This window comes from uncultured Rummeliibacillus sp., assembly GCF_934216135.1.
Lineage (GTDB): Bacteria > Bacillota > Bacilli > Bacillales_A > Planococcaceae > Rummeliibacillus.
The window spans coordinates 29569-47800 of sequence record NZ_CAKQBI010000024.1 but is presented as its reverse complement, the minus strand read 5'-3'; the positions used below and the strand labels follow the sequence as shown (position 1 = coordinate 47800).

The window sequence follows — 18232 nt, the reverse complement described above, 5'->3', positions numbered from 1 at the left end:
GAGTTTCGGGTGTTGAAAGGCTTAACAATTTCCAATTTCAATAATTTTTATGATTGACATTTCACCCCTGGGCTTTTAGGATTAATAGAAAGCTATTTTATATTTAACTATATTTTACTTTTATTCTATTAATAAGTCATTCATTTGATATCATCTTTTACAAATTGTATTTTTAGTTTTAAGTACGACTGTACAACTATTTTCGAAGATTTTAAGCAAATGGTTAATGAGAGATAAATTTAATATACATCCAAATAGCCAAAATACCGATGATAAACAATGAGATAGCATAGCTAAAAGATGAATGCTTGACCGCTTCCATAAAGATTTCTTTCATGGTAACGACAACAATGATGCCTAACGCAATACTAATAATAAATGACCATAGTAAGGGATATTGCATACCAATGAAATTCCCTATTATTGCACCTATTGCTACAGGTAAAGATACAAAACAGATGATGAAGAGGAAAGTTTTAAATCTAAGACCTGCAAGAAATAACGGAACAAACATTGCTATCCCTTCAGGTATGTTATGTAAAATAAGCATTTGCAATAACGGTTTACTTATTTCAGAATGTTGACTTGAACCAAAAGCAATTCCTAGTGGAAGATTATGAATGGTAATGCTGATGGCTAATAACAATCCTGTTTGTATTAACTTTCCCTTTTGAGGATTTACTGTAGAAGGTATCAGTCTATGTGAAAGTTCATGTATTTTCACAAAACTTAAAATGCCGATTATAGAGCCTATTGTAAAAATCAGCAGCCCACCAAGCTCAATACTTTCAGGAGCAATCTCCAAACAAACTAGTCCCAATATTAAGCCTGTACATAAAGCATTAATGGTTGGTGTTTTTTGCTGTATACCCTTCAAAAATAATGCAATAATACCTCCCAGACCAATCCCTATTGCTGTAGCTAAAAAGCCAACAATTCCTATCGACAACATTTGCTCACCCCAAATTCTACTTATAATGATATATGGGATTCGCATAAAAATTATTCAGTTATTTACATAGCAAATTATAGTCAAAAACTGTTTCATTGCTTTTAAAATCAAAAAAGTGGATAGATCATATCAATAACTATGTCCATCCACTTAATCCATTTATTCTGTTACTCTTTTTCCAAATATCAACTTCAATAGAGGTGGTGTTGCTAATGTTGTAATCACAACAACTATAATCATCGGGGTATAATATTCTATTGGTAATAGTTTGCTATCTAGTCCCATAGCAGCAATAATTAGAGCAACTTCTCCACGGGAAATCATCCCTGCACCAACCCCCATTGACGAGCGCAAGTTGAATCCTGATAATTTTGCCCCCAAACCAGAACCGATAAATTTTGAAAGTAGTGCGATTAAAGAGAACACTACAATCAGGCCAATTTGGTTGCTTATACCTTCAAAGGTCACGGCCAAACCAATACTTACAAAGAAAAATGGAACAAAAATACCATTAGCAATTGGTTCAACCTTTTCTTCGATTTCTTTCTTAAATGTTGTTTGTGCTATCGCAATTCCAGCAAAAAATGATCCTATAATTCCTGCAATACCAAGAATCTCCCCAAAATATGCAAATCCAAAGCAAATGATTAAAGCACCACTTAATAACGGCTCTGTTACTTTCACTTTAGAAAATAGTCTTAAAAAATATGGAACCAACCATTTTGAAGCCAGTATTAGAACCACAAAGAATAATATTTTCTTTCCGATTAGTAAAGCAATACTAACATCTGAACCGGCAAAGAAACTCATCGCGATTGCTAATAAAACTACAACAATAATATCATCTAATACAGCTGCACCGAGTAATGTTGCTCCTTCTTTACTATTCAACCAACCTAATTCACGTAAAGTTTGAACTGATATACTAACAGAAGTAGCAGCTAGTAGCAACCCGATGAAGATTGCTTCAGCTGTAGAAAGGCCATAATAGTGTGCTCCTAAGTAACCCAGCCCAACTGGAGCAATGATTCCGCCAATAGCAACAAGTAATGCTGCCTTTTTATTACGATTTAAATCATTCAAATTTGTTTCAAGTCCTGCTAAAAACATTAATAACAGGACACCTATTTCACTAAAAGTATGCATTATATCGGTATCATGTACCCAATTCAATAAAGCAGGGCCTAAAATGATACCAATCATAATCTTCCCTAATACGGATGGCTGACCAAGCCTAACACTTAAGTGACCAGCTAATTTTGTGGCCAATAAAATAATTACAATTTGAAGAATAAACAAATCATTTCCCCCTTTTTTGAAATAAAAAAACACATGGTGGTGCCAGATTGACTGACTCCACCATGTGTTACGTTTAACTATTTGATTTACATTTATCATACAGGACAATTTAATCTTTGTAAAATAAAAAACTAGTGAGAGATTAATTGAATTATATCTCTAAGGTCTCTTTCTTATTCTTCATCTGAATACCTTTAATCGTGCTTTCTACTTTTGTTGGATCGTGTTGGACGATAAAGACTTTACTATACTTTGCATAGTACTGATCATCATGGGCTTTCGGGGATAAGATAATTAGCTTACGATTCAGTTCGGTTGCATATAATTCAAATACTTTTTCTTTGCGAATTTCATCTAATGCACTATCGAATTCATCTAAAATAATGTAACCGGGTGTCGTTTCTAAATGCTGTAGTAAAGCAAGTGCAAATAAGAGAGAGCTTAGTGACTCTTCTCCTCCAGATACTCCTCGCCCATGTTTACCGTTTCTTGCTTTTATACTTACATCTTCTAATTTGCTACCATTTCCATCTTTGTGTACTTTTACATATAACTTGAAGATTACTTGTCCACGGTGATTTTCAAAGCGTTCCCATGAAATTTCACTTTCAAAGTTAAATTGCCCCATATATTGTTGAAATCGCTTATTAAGTTTTAATACGTGCGTATTAATCGTTGTTTCTAATTTATCATCATTTTCTAAAACAAGATCTTTAACTTTATCTAAACGTTCTTCAATCTTCCAAATATCGAGTTGTTTTTTATCATATTCTGATTTACGTATTTTATAATTTTCTTCAGCATGTGGATCTACTCCTGCATTTCTAGCTGTTTCAAAGGCAATTTTTGATTGTTCATTTTGCGATAGTAAGCTCGACATTGATTCATCTTGAACAACTTGTTCCTGAAGTGCCTCTTCAAATAATTCGGGAATGACTATTTCTAAATCCTTTAGGATTATTTCATTTCTTGTTATTTCTGCTTTGATTGTTAGTATTTGATCATTAATTTCCATTTGTTTTTTATCAATATGTTGGATAGCATGTTCATTATTTTCTTTGTCATTTACCAATCGCCCAATATTACGCGATAAAGTATTCAGTAAATCCTGGATATCGTCAAATCGAAGTTGTTTCTCTCTTTTTGTCTTTTCATTGTCTCTTATATTGTGAATGAGTTGTTTTTCTTCTTTCTCATATTGCAATAATTTTTGTTGTTCTGCTTTTAATTCTCCCAATTTTTTATAAACTTCAAGTTGTTCTTGCAGTACTTGCTTTTGCAGTTGTTCCATTGCCTGTTGTGCTTGGATCTCTATTAACTGTTCTTGAAGATTTAAATTTTCTTGTTGTACATCTGAGATTTTTTCTTGTAATTGTTGGATAAGCTTTGTATGCTCGCTCTTTTTATCCATTTCTAATAAAAATGCTTCCGCCTTTTTTACATCTTTTATCACACTTTGTAAACTATTTATTTGCTGTTCATATTCAGCATTAGATTGGATATCTTCTTGAAGTTGTTTTTCAGTATCAGAAAGGTCTGTTTGCAATTGTATTAAACGTTTTTCTACTGCCTGACTACTTAATATAAAACTATCTTTTTCTTGTGGTCCTCGTATTCCTCGTTCATCCATTAATACCCCTTGTTCAAGTCTTGGTTGCTTTTCAAAGAATTGCTCAATCCAAAACAATACTTTGGTTGCTAAAATTATTTGTTCTTCGGATAGTTGTTCTCTAATTTTTAATTTTAGCTGGGGTAAATGATTCAAAAATTTTGTTGGTACAATGCCTGACAATGCCACATGATAAAGGTCATTGGCTGGTTCGCATGAACGGGCTTTATAAAAAATTGTATACTTAATCGGATCTATTCGTTTTTCATCCTTGAACGTTGCACTTGCTTCTAGTTCCACAAAATCGCGTAGTGTATATGCTTGAATTCCTTGCTTTTTTAGATGTTGGATTGCCTCTTTTTGGCGGATGGACATAATCTTGTTTTGTTGTAACATGGTAATTTCTAATTTTAATTGTCCGCATTTTTCTTCTGCTAAAGGAATTTTTTTTGCAAGGTGATTATACGCCTGCTTATTTTGTTGTAAGCTTTTTTCAACATGATAACTGCTCGTATATATAGACAACAGCTTTTTGAAGTCATCTTCTTGAGCAATGATCTTATTTAGTGCAAATTCTTCTTTTATCTTTTTATATTGCCATTCTTCTATTCTTCTAGAATTTTCTATAATCTTATATTTGTATAGTTCAAGTTCTTTTTTTAATTCTTCCATTTTTACTGTATTTTCAACTACAAGTTTTCTTGCATCTTCCTCACTATATTGGATCTTTTTTCGAAGTTCTTGGGTATTTTCAAGCTTTTTATTGAGATGCTCAATTTCTGCTTTTAATCGAACGTGTTGGTTGTGCAATGTTAGTTCTTTATGTTTTAGTTGGCGAATAGCTTTATCTAATTGATGACTTTGTTGTTCCTTTTGTTTTTTCCGTTCTTTTAATTCGGATATTTGATTAAGAATGACTGTACTCTTATTTTGTAATCCTTGTAATTGTTGTTGTGTCTTTTGGAATTCGAGCTCCAAATTTTTAAGTTCTTGTTCCAATTTTGCTTTTATGCTTAAAGTCAACCAAACATGATTTTTCCCATGTATACGTAGACTTCTTTCATTATTTTTGAAACGATTGTATGCTTCGTAGGCAATTTTCATCTGCGTTTCAATCAGCTTGATATTACTTTTTGTAACTTGTAATTCTGCTTCTAAATCTTTTAAATGTTCAACACTAATTTCCCATTCCTTTTGAATTTCTTCAATATGATACATTTCACTAAAACGTCGGAAGCGTTCTTCTGGTGTCATAGTAGCGAATTGATTGACCTCTTTTTGATACCAAATTAAGTAGAACATATCCGGATGAATTTTATATTTGTATATTAAATCATCTCGATACATCGAAAGATTCGAAAAATGGTCACCTGAACGATATGTTGCAATTTGTTTTAAAGCATCTGGTGAATCTCCTGTATAAATCTTAAATTGTCGTTGAATAACCTCATTTGGTTCTTGCTTAATCAATAGCTGAAAAGCGATAAAAGGAGCGCCATCAATTTTGGAAACGCCTGTATTATGAAAAGTTAAGAACACTTCGGCATTCCATGTTTGACCAGAGCGTAAATTGGCTGAGCGTAAACCTTCAATATCAACTTTTGCGGAATACAAAACTGCTCCAATAGCAAAGGTGATTGTTGATTTTCCTGCTCCGTTTGGCCCTGATATTAAAATATGTTCACCATCTTCTCCAAATGTTAGTTTCACTGGTTTATAGTCTCGAATACCACTAAATTGTAAGCTATATGGAATCATAGTTCTTCCTCCTGCCTATACAAATTATGGCGTTTAAAAAATTTCACAACTTCTTCCTTACTTAACTGTGCCGATTGAGCAAATTCAGTCATTCTTCTTAGAAAAGAATTTGAAAACATATGTGCGCCAATCGCAGTTATCTTGTATGCTTGCTCCGATTGGGAAAGTTTAATATCTTCTACGGCACCGATTTTCTTTAATATCTCAATATTATTTTGTAATTTTCTACTTGCATGCTGCATTTCATGTCCAAAATCCATTAGCAATTGCTGTAACAATGTATATTCATGATTCAATACTTCTTGCTGATAGAACATGTATAATAATATCGCTAATGCTTCTTTGTTTAATGTCGATTTTGCTTGTTTTGCTGGGACTCTCATCATCACAATTAGTTGATCCCGTTTTTCATCGTAGATTACTTTAAAATATCTTGCGATTGCCTGATTCAATCGATTAATATAAGAATAAAATGCCTGTTCATCATTTTTAATATTCAACAGTTTTTCTACTTCTTTTCGTTTTAGCCCATAATTCTGTCCTTTGATTGCTGATGAAGAAGAGAAGAGTAATTGCATGAAGACTAATTCTTCTTCTGTAGATAAAAAAGCTTTAAGATTCTGCATCACCATCAAAGGATTTAGGTTTTGCTGTTCGTTGTCGTATACTATATTTTCTATCATCATCATTGCTCCACTCCCACTCTTTTTCGATGGTTTGTACATCTTCCTTACGATTTTCCTCTACATTCTGATTTCCTATTAAAGCTGATACCGCTAGTAATGTTCGAATACTGTCTCCCCAATTATTGGAACCTGATTGAACAATTAGCTGTTCCAATTCAACATCCTTTTTTCCTTCCAGAAATTCTTCTACTTCTTCCGTTTTAATATCTGATTTGGTCATTTGCCAAGAAACTTCAGAAAATATATCGTGAGCATTGGCTTTTTCAATTATTTCTTCTACATACTGGATTGGCACTTTTTCAATATCTTCCACATTTGCTTGGGGTTCATAGTTTTCTAAATAATCAATTCCCTCTTCAATATCTAGTCTACTAATTGGAGATGTAAATTTGATAGGTATCCACAGTCCATCAATTCCTTCATCATCATATTCTTGTTGTTCCATAAAGCTAAAAATTTCATGTCCATTTGGAATATTTGAATCTACAGGAGGCTCATACATATTGACGATGAATTGCCGTACCTTTTCTGGAGAAATACTGGTCGTTATAGGTGAATTTTTCATCCTAACAAAACGATTGTATTTGTTTAAAAGTCCTAAACTCAAATCTGTTCCTTTTGTAAAAGCAGCTGCTCCTCTTTTCATTAAAGAATGCATAGCTTCATCAACTGACTTACATTGTTTTAAACGCGCATTCATCTTGTCATCTATTTCTCGCATTAAAGAATACAATTTTTCAATCCTCGGTAATGCATTTTTTTCCGCTAATAACTCTAATTGATGTAATTCAATTTGTTCGATCGCTACTTCGACATTTCTAATCATAGAAGCAATTTTGTGTTCACCTGAAATGCCACAATCATCATAGGCTTCACTTAACTCTGCATCACGGATTGCTTGGAATAATGGTCGAAAAAGATCATCTTGCATATGATAGGCCAGAGAATCATTTGCCATTCTCATGAGCATGTCAATCATTCGCTTACCTCTATCAAGCAGCTTTAACTTTTTCTTCTGCTTAGATATCCAGTTATGCTTTGCTAAAGTATTGCAAATTTGAATTACCTTTTCCAAAGATGGAGGTTCTCCGTCATGAAAATAGTGAATATAGCGATAAAATAATTCTTCCTCTGTTTCAATTGTTCGAGTTAACCCTAAAGCTTCTTCATTTAATAATTTAAGGATTTTTAAGAAACGAAGAATTTCAATCGGAGTTTGATAGATTTGTTGTGAATGCAAGTCATTTAAAACCCCTGAAAGTGACACTATATCACGCATTGTTTTCCTTAAATGTACTTGCTGAACAGTATTATCGAATATTGAAATCGGTATTTTATCTAATGATTGGTCGATTTTTTCCATGAAGGAACACCCCATATTTATAATTTTCTAAAAATTATCATTAAAAAAATTCAACTATGTATAAAAATACATAAATTTATTATGTGTAGTAGAACCCATAAATTGATACTTTATTATCTATTTCTCTATTAAATGGTTAAAATCCTATCATTCAGCAAATAAAAACAAGAATGCCGATTGATATGGCATCCTTGTTTTTACTTTCACTATTTAAAATTAAGAAAGCTTTACAGATTCTTCTTGTAGTTTCACCAAAAATTCTTTCATCAATCCTGGCAAATCTGGCCAAGCGTGACCACTTATTAAATTGCCATCTTTATGAAGCGTTTCATCGATGTATGTGCCACCAGCAACTTGTACTTCAGGTTTGCAAGCTATATATGCGGTAAGCTCTCTTCCTTTAATCACCTCAGGTATAACTGCAAAAATTTGAGCCGCATGACAAACTGCAGCGATTGGTTTATTTGCTTCAAAGAAATGGGCTACAATACCTGGAATATGCTCATTTAACCGAATATATTCTGGAGCACGCCCACCAGGAATGATCAAACCATCATATTTCTCCGGTTTTATCTCTTCAAAACTAGCGTTTGCTTGTAAGCCATAACCAGGCTTTTCAGTATAAGTATCAACACCATCGATAAAATCATGGACAACCGTTTGAATTTTTTTAACGCTTGGAGCAGCAATTGTTACATCAAATCCTTCTTCTAAACAACGATAATATGGGTAATACACTTCTAATGCCTCAACTGCATCTCCTGTTAATATCAAAATCTTCTTCGTCATCTCATCATCCCTCCATCAAAGTATCATACGTAATTATAATTCGACATATGATTTAGAAAACCTTTACTAAAATACTGTTAATATATGTCTAAAAGGAAAAATCCCCCCTATCTTTAAAATAGTTAGGGGGGATCACACCTATTGTAGTATTTCTAAACTCGATAAATAGTAATTCTGATCATCCATCGGTAAAATAGATTTTAAATGTTTAATTTCTATAGTCTTTTCCTTTACCCTTGAAAACAAATCAAATGTTTCGAGGAAAAATTGTTGGTCTTCATCTGAATATATGTGATAAATTTTATTGTTTTTAAAAGTTATTTGTTCTAGCCGACTATTTCCTTTCTCTTCACGGCTAAGTTGTACAATTTTCTTAATATCTCCTGAAGTAACTTGATAATCGTAAACTTCACCTAAACCGTTTACATAAAAGAAATGGCCATTTTTTATGTAAGCTGAATTGTTAAAGTTAAATGGTAGACCGTTCTCAACTTCATCCTCGGAACGATATTGTATGAATGGGATTGTCTTTACTTTTTTCGTACTACGATTAACGATAACTAAATATAAATCCTCACTTTTTTCAGATTGATAATGTGTCATAACAAAATATAAGTTATGATTATCTGCTACTACTGGTGTAATAGCATCTAATTCTCCCGCATTTTCCAAGTGCAAATCAATTAGCTTTTTATTCAATACTTTAGACTTCAATTGTACTTGTCGCAAAGCGAACTCCCCTGTTATTAAATCTTGAGTGACAATAATGAGGCGATCGGATAATTGCCCGACAGTTGATATAAAAAAAGGAATATGTGCTGATTGAATTTTTTCCTCTCCGCCGTAACGAATAGTCGTTATATAATCATCCTTTTTACTGAACCCAGTATTATATAAACTATAAAACTGTCTCGTTTTAGATAGATATCCGGTTCTAATTCCTCTTAATTCTTCTGTAGGCATATCATAATTTTCCACTGAATTTCCTAGCATTATCACCTTTTTAGAATCCTCAATGAAAAGAACTTTTTTATTAAAATATGTACTTCCACTTTCTAAACCGGACAGTTTTAATGCATGCAATTCTCCTTTTTGATTGATAAATATCGCTTTGCTATTTCCTTTTCCTTTTTGTAACACATCTGTAGTAGATGATGCATATAGAACCGCTAGTTGCTGATTCAAAAAATTTGGTTGTGTCAACTCTGAAAATGATAGCTCTACTCCATTTGTTTTTGATGTTTTTTTTAAGCCTTCAAACGCGAAAGTTCCAATAATTATAAATATAATAAATGAAACTAACATAATCTGTTTTTTGTATTTCATGATTCCTCCAACCATTCTACACATTTTGTATAATTTAATGAAAGTAAATACCTTCATCTCTTAATATTCCAAATATGTTTCTATATTACCATAATCCAGGAAAAATTTTGAATAATTTTAAAAATCATTTCCGAAATAAATTAATTTAAAAAGCCGATTCCACTTGTTCGAATCGGCTTAACTAACAGCTATATCTTGATAATACCAATTTAAAAAATCTTCCTTCCTAACCATGTTTAGTACACATGGGGTTTGTTCTAACCATTCGAGTTTTTTCCATTCATAGTGGAATTGTTGTTCAACATTAAGCGTCATGTACGGTAATTTTGCTTGAGCTTTTTGTGAACGAATATTTTCAAGTCGAGCCCCAGCAAAAACATAATTTAAGTGCAATTTCTCAAATGCTATTTTAAGTATTTCTATTTTAGCAATTTCATTGTATCCTTTCCCCCAATATTCGCGCCCCAGCCACGTACCAACGTGACATGACTTTTGCATTTCGTCTATGTTTTTTAATGAAATAACACCAATGATATTATTACCCTCGTCAAGAATCACACGGGAAATATGATGTCCTAACTTTTCCTCTAATTGCATCAATCTTATAAAATCTCTTGTACCAGGAACAGAACATTGTGCATTTGTCATACCAAGAGCATTTCGCACTTCCGAGACACTCGTCAATTTAGAAATTTCTTCAGCATAGCTTACATCATGTGGAACTAAACGAATACATACCATTTAAAAACCTCCCTGAAGTACTACTTCCTCCAAGGTTGCTTGTATTTCGATCCTACGTTGTTCGAATATTGCAACCATATTAAATAAGATTGCTATAATTATAGACATAAAATAGACACATTTTCAAATTATTTCTATAAAATCATATGAATATTCTTTACGGGCATCATAAACATAGAATTTAAATCACTATAAAATTATATTATTTTAAGAAAATTCAGATAAAAAGAGAGTTTGAGTTATAAGTATAGAAATAATAGTTTTACCAAAGCATAAGGAGATGACTTATATGAAGGACATAAATACTGGAGTTTTTCTTTCTGTTTTAGGATTAATATTATTAGTTTCTGGAATTTTCGCACCAATTTATAGTCTCGGCATTCGATGGTTATTAGGAATATTAAGCGTATCTTCTTTTTACACAAGCTATACTATGATTACAACAAAAAATAAACGTCAAAAAATTACAACGTCCGTTTCTAAATTTTAAAGCAATAACTATTAAAATAATGAACGAGCAACTAAAATCATAATAACTATCAGTTGCCCGTTCATAATATATGGATTTCTATAAATTACTCTTTTTCTTTAGCACGTGCTTCTGTCATTTGCTTCCAAACAGATCCCATTGCTTCTTTACCTTGAGAAATACGGGCAATTGCCATCTTCACTTGTAATTTAACTTCAAACTCTGAATCACTACTTGCTTCCTCTAAAGCTTTCAAAGATGCCTTAGTACCTGTTTCATACAAGAACATAGCCGCTCTCCAACGAACTAGTTTGTTACGATCTTTGAGAGCTTCCATCATCGCTGGTTCAAACTCTTCAAATCCTAAGTCACTTATGCAATCACCAGCAGTACGACGAACGGATGCGCTTCTATCTTGTAATGCTCGAACTAAACTTGGTACAACTTTTTTATCTTCAATCATTCCAAGATATACTGTTGCAAGACGACGAATTGACATTTTCTCATCTTCTAATGCCTTTTCTAACAATGGTAAATCACTAACTTCCGGGTCAGCCATTTGATCGAGTAATTGGAAACGTTTTTCCCAATCCTCTTTTTCGAATTCTTCTATATTCACTTTTCGTTTACGTTGTTCAACTACTATCTTTTTCTCGTTGTTAGCTGTTATTAATTCTGCTAATCGACTTTCTGGATACGCAGCTTCTAACTCATCCACGATACTCTTTCCAATTTCTTCTTTATCTCCATATCGAACACCATAATCTACCCATTTACGTTGTAATATATAGTTTTCATCACCTTGCATAGCTTTGTTAAATGCATCTATAAAACGCTTTTCTAATCCAAAACGTTGTTCAGATATGCTATCGAAAATTTTCACTTGGAGCGGAATACCTTTGAACATTTGAACATGCACATAAACTTCACCGTAATGCTCATCTATTTGTTCACCAACTGAGGCTTCATGTTGTTCACCGAAAGCATTACGAACAGCTGCTAAAATATTTTCCCAATCATATTTTGAAATGCGTTCAACTGCTAAAAAATCCGCAACATGATATACACCTTTCACACCCTCAATGGAAAGAATTTCTTGAATTTCTTTTGGAGCATCTTGTTTGTTTTTATCATTATAATTATTGGCAGTACCAAAAGGTAATTCTTGGTCAAGGATTACCTTCATCGTATTTGGACTTGGAGTCGGTTCAATTGCAACAATTTTCATCTAATTTTCCCCTTTTAATATTTATCGCTAAATTTGTGAAATGAGATTGTAGAAGAAAAGCTTTACCCATTTACAATATCTTGTAAATATTCCCAACGTTCGATAAGATGTTCATATTTTGCATTGAGTTCTTCTAATTCGGAAGTCAAATTTTGTAGTAAAGTGAAATCAGATCCTGCTCCAGCAATACCTTCTTCAGCAGTCATAATTGCTTCCTCTACTTTCGCAATATCATCTTCAATTGTTTCCCATTCTTTTTTCTCTTTAAATGATAATTTTTTCTTTTGTGGTTTCATCTTTTTTTCAATAGTTTTTTCTACTTTTTCTTGTTTAACAGTAGATACAGGTTGAGTTTGTTCATGATTCGCAAGATAATCACTATAAATGTCCAGGCTTTCTTCAACACCACCATGTCCATTTAACACCCATAACTTTTTAGCAATTCGGTCGAGAAAGAAACGATCATGAGAAATAGTGACAACAACACCTTGGAATTGTTCGATGAAATCTTCCAATACAGAAAGTGTTTCAATATCTAAGTCATTTGTCGGTTCGTCTAATAATAAAACATTTGGTTGTTCCATTAATAATTTCAAAAGATATAAACGTTTTCTTTCTCCACCAGATAATTTACCAATAGGTGTTCCATGAGTATGTAGTGGAAATAAAAATCGTTCTAACATATTCGCGGCTGAGTGATGTTCACCTGTAGCATCTTCAATATCATTTGCTGTTTCACGTATATACTCAATCATTCTCTGGTTTGTATTCATATCCGGAAGATGTTGCGTGAAATGTGCTATACGAACAGTCGAACCTACATCAATTATTCCTTCATCAGGTTGGATATCTCCAGCTAGTATATTTAATAATGTACTTTTCCCTGCTCCATTTGCACCAATAATACCAATTCGATCACCTTGCTGTAATAGAAAAGAGAAGTTCTTGATAAGGTGCTTATCTTGATATCCCTTGGAAATATCCTTTGCTTCAATAACTTTTTTGCCTAATCGAGAAGTGGCTAAGCCTAGTTCTAAATTTGTATCATCTGTTTTATGTTCTAGATTTTCTTCAAGGTCTTCAAAACGTTGAATACGCGCTTTTTGTTTTGTTGATCTTGCTTGTGCACCACGACGAATCCATTTAAGTTCAGAACGATATCGATTTCTCATTTTCGCCATTGTTGCTACTGCCATTTCTTCTCGAATCGCTTTAGCTTCCAGATATGCTGCATAGTTACCATTATGCTTGTACAATGTTTGATTTGCTAGTTCATAGATATGGGTAGAAACTGCATCAAGGAAGTAGCGATCATGTGTGATAAAAATAACTGCTCCTTTTAATCGTAATACCATTTCTTGAAGCCATTCTGTCGATTGTACATCTAAATGGTTGGTAGGTTCATCTAATAAATATAAATCTGCTGGCTCAATTAAAACCTTTGCTAATGCAACACGTTTTTGCTGTCCACCTGAGAGATTAACAACTTGTTCTTCAAATGTTTCAATACCTAGCTTTGTTAAAGCCGTTTTGGCCAGAGCATTGACATCCCAAGCATGTAGTTGATCCATTTGTTGTTGTAATCGAAAAAGCTGATCTTGCAAAGTTACAGACTCTGGTTGACTACTTAGCAATGCTACAGTTTCTTCATACTGGCGATTTAAACGTAATATTGGTGAGTCTCCTGCGAATACGGCCTGTAGTACTGTTTCACCAGGTTCGAAAACCGGATTTTGTGGAAGATATGCTATTCGGTATTTGTTTGGATGGTCTAAATCAAGTGAATCTGCTTCCAACTCTCCTGCTAAAATGGACATTAATGTAGATTTTCCTGTACCATTAATCCCGATTAACCCTGCTCTCTCCCCTTCTACAATTGTAAATTCGATATTTTCAAATAGCGTTTTATCGCCAACAGTTTTTGTGCAATTCGAAACGATTAAATGACTCATAGTTTCCCTTCTCTTTCTAACTTCAATTGTTGTAAAAAGTCTACCATAAATTGATGGCGAGCTTCAGCCATTTGCTTACCCCTTGTTGTGGTCATTAAATCTTTTAGTAATAATAGCTTTTCATAAAAATGAGTTACAGAAGCTGTTTCTTTTTTACGGTATTCTGCCTCCGTCATTTGAACTCGAACTTCTTCCTTTTCATCATACAACTTTCTTCCTTTGGCACCACCATAAGCAAATGTTCTCGCAATCCCTACCGCACCGATAGCATCTAGTCGATCTGCATCGCGAACAATTTTCGCTTCAATAGATTTAGCTTCCAGTTCGTTTCCTCCTCTAAAAGATACAGAGGCAATGATTTCTTGTATTTTTTGAATTTCATCATGTTTTAAATCAAGTTGGTTTAGAATGGTCGATTCGTTTTCTTTACCAGTTGTATACTTAGGATCACTTACATCATGTAAAAGCACAGCTAATTGAACTAATTCTCCATTTGCTGTTGGCTCTGTTTCTAAAATTGTTTTTGCATTCATCATTACTCGTTCAATATGTTGATAATCATGACTTGCGTCAAATTGATCATAAATAGATTTTACAAGTTGTTCACATTGTTTCACTTTGTTCATCTAAAAAACTCCTTTTTTGCCCAATGATATTATTATAACGGTATTTCACGTATCATAGTTATTTTACGAATCATTTTATCCAATCATTTTAAGAGAAACCTTATAAGGGATAGAATTCTTTAACGACCAATTATAAGAATTCGGTTTATCATTCCCATTTTCTGTCGTTTCAGCTTAAACTCCTCGTTGAAATTTAAAATGTATAAAATGCATATTATTCTTTTAAAATTGTTTTTTTTCTACATATTGATGTTTTTTTCTAAATAATAGATAGTGACTTTTTTGCCAATAATGGTAAAATAACATTAGAAGGATTTTTCTAAAAAGGGGGATTCAATGGATATTACAATCGGTTTTTCAGATGATTATACACAACTTCTTTCACCAGAACTTGAAAAAAGATTAGAAACAATTTATAACGACATGAAATCCAAGACAGCTTTTGGTTCAGATTATTTAGGTTGGCTAAATTGGCCAAGTTCTATAAGTCAAGAATTATTAGAAGAAATTAAAACTACTGCTAATCATATCCGTTCCACTTCTGATGTCTTAATCGTAATTGGTATTGGAGGCTCCTATCTCGGTTCCAAAGCAGTCATTGAAGCTCTATCTATTCCATTTGAAAAGAATGATAGCTTAGAAGTCATATTTGCCGGTCATTCTGTCAATGGTAGTTACTTAAAAAAATTATTGAAGTACATTGATGGCAAAGAAGTAACAGTTAATGTTATTTCAAAATCCGGAACGACAACTGAACCTGCTATTGCATTCCGTTTTTTACGTCAGTATATGGAAAATCGTTATGGATCATCAGCAGCATCACGAATTATTGTAACAACAGATCAGGAAAAAGGGGCACTCCGTTCACTTGCCATTGAACAAGGTTATAAAAGGTTTGTTGTACCTAATGATATAGGCGGTCGTTATTCTGTTTTTACCGCCGTTGGATTATTGCCAATAGCAGCAGCTGGATTCAATATCATTGAGCTTATTGCAGGTGCCAAAAAAGCAGAAGAACAATTCGGTCACTTTGATATGCATAATAATCCTGCTATTCAGTATGCGGTTTTGCGCAAACGCTTGCATGATAATGGCTATATAATTGAAATTATGGCGTCGTTTGAAGAAAGATTGAAATATTTACAAGAATGGTGGAAACAATTATTTGGCGAAAGTGAAGGGAAAAATAAAAAAGGAATATTTCCTTCATCTGTTCAATACTCAACAGACTTACACTCTTTAGGTCAATATATTCAAGATGGGCAAAGAAACTTATTTGAAACATTTTTGATGGTGAAGAATATAGATGAAGATTTGACAATTCTAGAATCTAACAATAACGGTGATGAGTTAAACTATTTGAGTGGGCTATCATTGCATGCATTTAATAAAGTATGCCATGAAGCTACAGCCAATGCACATTTAGATGGCGGTGTTCCTCATATAACAATCACTATCGACCAAATTGATGAAATGCATATTGGTCATCTGTTATATTTTTATATGATGGCTTGTGCATATAGTGCTTATCTACTTGAAATTAATCCTTTCGACCAACCTGGTGTAGAAGCATATAAAACCAATATATTTAAAATGTTAAAAAAGCCAGTGTATTAAGTCTGCTGATCTTTTAATATTCTAGTATCCGCGTTAACTGAAAGGCAACGGATTACAAAACATATAAAAAGGCGTATTGTCCTTAGACAATACGTCTTTTTTATTTCTCATTGATGAAAATAATACGTCATGAATGAGTTTTATTTTATATTCGATAAATTCTAGCTTCATAAGGCTTTAATTTTAGGGCTTTTAATGGATCATGATTCTCTACTTCTTTATTTGATAGCAATAGATTCTTTCTTTCAAAAATAATACCGTCGATTTCATCTGTATTAACTGTTTGTGGTGATAAATTGCTTACAATCATTACTTTTTCATTATTGAGCGTACGTGTATATGCAAAAATACGTTTGTGTTCACCCAATACTAAATTGTATTCACCATATATAAAAACCTCATTTTCCTTGCGCAAACGAATCATTTCTTTGTAAAAGTTGAGGATTGAATTCGGATCTACCTTCTGTTTTTCGACATTGATTTCGGTATAGTTTGGATTTACACCTATCCATGGTTTTCCATCTGTAAATCCTGCATTCGCTTTGTCTGACCATTGCATTGGAGTACGAGCGTTATCGCGACTGGATGACCAAATGATATTCATCACTTGCTCATGCGTATCACCCATCGCTATACGTTCAGCATAAAAGTTTTTATCTTTCACGTCATCATACTCTTCAATAGATGAAAATTTCACATTGGTCATACCAAGCTCTTGACCTTGGTATATAAACGGTGTTCCCTGCATAAAGAAATACATAATGGCTATAGAAGTAGCACTTTCCTTCCAATATTCCTGATCATTCCCCCAAGTGGACACACTTCTAGCAATATCATGATTTTCTATAAATAAGGCATTCCAGCCACTACCTTCTAATGCCTTTTGCCAGTTAGTCAGTACTCTTTTTAATCCTGGAATATCTAATTGAATTTCAGCATTCGCATCCCAAAGTGAGAGATGCTCAAATTGGAAAATCATATTGAATTTCCCTTCATTTTCATCTACCCATTCACGGATTTCATCAATACCTACTCCATTTGCTTCAGCTACTGTCATAATGTCATATTTTGCAAATGTTTCTTTCTTTAATTCATTTAGAAATGTTAAAATCCCTTCGACATTCATATATTTTTCCCATGCAGGTACATAAGGTAGATTTGTTGGATTTGGCATATTAGAGAAAGTCGTGTCCTTTTTGATATGACTAATCGCATCAACTCTAAATCCATCGATTCCTCTATCTAGCCACCACTTAATCATTGTATACAATGATTGTCGGACATCTTCATTTTCCCAATTTAAGTCAGGTTGTTTTTTAGAAAATAAGTGTAAATAATATTGTTCTGTCTTTTGATCGAATTCCCATGCAGAACCACCAAAAATACTCTCCCAGTTATTTGGCTCCTTTCCATTAACTGAATCTCGCCAAATATACCAATTTCTTTTGTCATTTTGTTTGGAAGATCTTGACTCTATAAACCAGGGATGTTCATCGCTTGTATGATTAATGACAAGGTCAATAATGAGTTTCATCTTACGTTTATGGATTTCATCTAATAACCTATTAAAGTCTTCCATTGTTCCGTACTCTTCCATAATATCTACATAACTACTAATATCATACCCATTATCATCATTTGGAGATTGATAAACGGGACAAATCCATATTACATCTATACCTAAATCTTGTAAGTAATCTAGTCTTGAAAGTAACCCTCTTAAATCTCCTATGCCATCATTATTCGAATCTTGGAAACTCCGCGGATATACTTGATAAGCGACCGCTTCTTTCCACCAAGCTCTTTTCATAGGTCAC

The 18232-nt window shown here is 33.2% G+C and carries 14 protein-coding genes; 2 read left to right on the top strand and 12 right to left on the bottom strand.

The window, feature by feature from the left end; genetic code table 11:
• Positions 1–223 precede the first annotated feature (223 nt).
• The 8 genes from Q0977_RS13795 to Q0977_RS13760 form a co-directional block, all read right to left on the bottom strand.
• Complete coding sequence (locus tag Q0977_RS13795; protein WP_299515055.1) at positions 224–949, bottom strand: ZIP family metal transporter; 726 nt, start codon at positions 947–949, stop codon at positions 224–226.
• A 162-nt stretch (positions 950–1111) separates the two neighbouring features.
• Complete coding sequence (locus Q0977_RS13790; RefSeq protein WP_299515052.1) at positions 1112–2251, bottom strand: cation:proton antiporter; 1140 nt, start codon at positions 2249–2251, stop codon at positions 1112–1114.
• A 151-nt stretch (positions 2252–2402) separates the two neighbouring features.
• Positions 2403–5618 (bottom strand): AAA family ATPase, encoded by a 3216-nt coding sequence (locus Q0977_RS13785; protein ID WP_299515049.1) that lies wholly within the window; start codon positions 5616–5618, stop codon positions 2403–2405.
• Positions 5615–6301 carry a hypothetical protein gene (locus Q0977_RS13780; RefSeq protein WP_119416097.1) on the bottom strand — a complete coding sequence of 229 codons (687 nt, stop codon included), beginning with the start codon at positions 6299–6301 and terminating at the stop codon, positions 5615–5617. Before Q0977_RS13780 ends, Q0977_RS13785 begins: the two co-directional genes overlap by 4 nt.
• The gene (locus Q0977_RS13775; protein WP_299515046.1) at positions 6231–7667 is read right to left on the bottom strand and encodes a hypothetical protein; all 1437 of its coding nucleotides are present in this window, start codon (positions 7665–7667) and stop codon (positions 6231–6233) included. The genes Q0977_RS13780 and Q0977_RS13775 overlap by 71 nt, the downstream gene beginning before the upstream one ends.
• A gap of 216 nt (positions 7668–7883) precedes the next feature.
• A complete protein-coding gene (locus tag Q0977_RS13770) occupies positions 7884–8456 on the bottom strand; it encodes a DJ-1/PfpI family protein (protein ID WP_119416067.1) in 573 nt (190 codons plus the stop codon).
• Positions 8457–8594: 138 nt separating this feature from the next.
• A complete protein-coding gene (locus Q0977_RS13765; RefSeq protein WP_299515043.1) occupies positions 8595–9782 on the bottom strand; it encodes a hypothetical protein in 1188 nt (395 codons plus the stop codon).
• Between the two features lie 177 nt (positions 9783–9959).
• Complete coding sequence (locus tag Q0977_RS13760; protein ID WP_124218337.1) at positions 9960–10523, bottom strand: GNAT family N-acetyltransferase; 564 nt, start codon at positions 10521–10523, stop codon at positions 9960–9962.
• A 289-nt stretch (positions 10524–10812) separates the two neighbouring features.
• Here Q0977_RS13760 and Q0977_RS13755 point away from each other — a divergent pair, with 289 nt between their 5' ends.
• On the top strand, positions 10813–11013 hold the full coding sequence (locus Q0977_RS13755; protein WP_124218338.1) for a hypothetical protein: 201 nt from the start codon (positions 10813–10815) through the stop codon (positions 11011–11013).
• A gap of 85 nt (positions 11014–11098) precedes the next feature.
• Here Q0977_RS13755 and Q0977_RS13750 read toward each other — a convergent pair whose 3' ends face one another.
• The 3 genes from Q0977_RS13750 to Q0977_RS13740 form a co-directional block, all read right to left on the bottom strand.
• On the bottom strand, positions 11099–12220 hold the full coding sequence (locus Q0977_RS13750) for a conserved virulence factor C family protein (protein ID WP_299515038.1): 1122 nt from the start codon (positions 12218–12220) through the stop codon (positions 11099–11101).
• A gap of 62 nt (positions 12221–12282) precedes the next feature.
• Positions 12283–14172 carry an ABC-F family ATP-binding cassette domain-containing protein gene (locus tag Q0977_RS13745; RefSeq protein ID WP_299515035.1) on the bottom strand — a complete coding sequence of 630 codons (1890 nt, stop codon included), beginning with the start codon at positions 14170–14172 and terminating at the stop codon, positions 12283–12285.
• Positions 14169–14798 carry an HD domain-containing protein gene (locus Q0977_RS13740; protein WP_299515032.1) on the bottom strand — a complete coding sequence of 210 codons (630 nt, stop codon included), beginning with the start codon at positions 14796–14798 and terminating at the stop codon, positions 14169–14171. Before Q0977_RS13740 ends, Q0977_RS13745 begins: the two co-directional genes overlap by 4 nt.
• Before the next feature lie 336 nt (positions 14799–15134).
• Between Q0977_RS13740 and Q0977_RS13735 the strand changes: the two genes are divergently transcribed.
• Positions 15135–16415 (top strand): glucose-6-phosphate isomerase, encoded by a 1281-nt coding sequence (locus Q0977_RS13735; RefSeq protein ID WP_299515029.1) that lies wholly within the window; start codon positions 15135–15137, stop codon positions 16413–16415.
• A gap of 145 nt (positions 16416–16560) precedes the next feature.
• Here the strand turns inward: Q0977_RS13735 and Q0977_RS13730 are convergent, their stop codons facing one another.
• Positions 16561–18225 carry an alpha-glucosidase gene (locus Q0977_RS13730; protein WP_119416075.1) on the bottom strand — a complete coding sequence of 555 codons (1665 nt, stop codon included), beginning with the start codon at positions 18223–18225 and terminating at the stop codon, positions 16561–16563.
• Positions 18226–18232 lie beyond the last annotated feature (7 nt).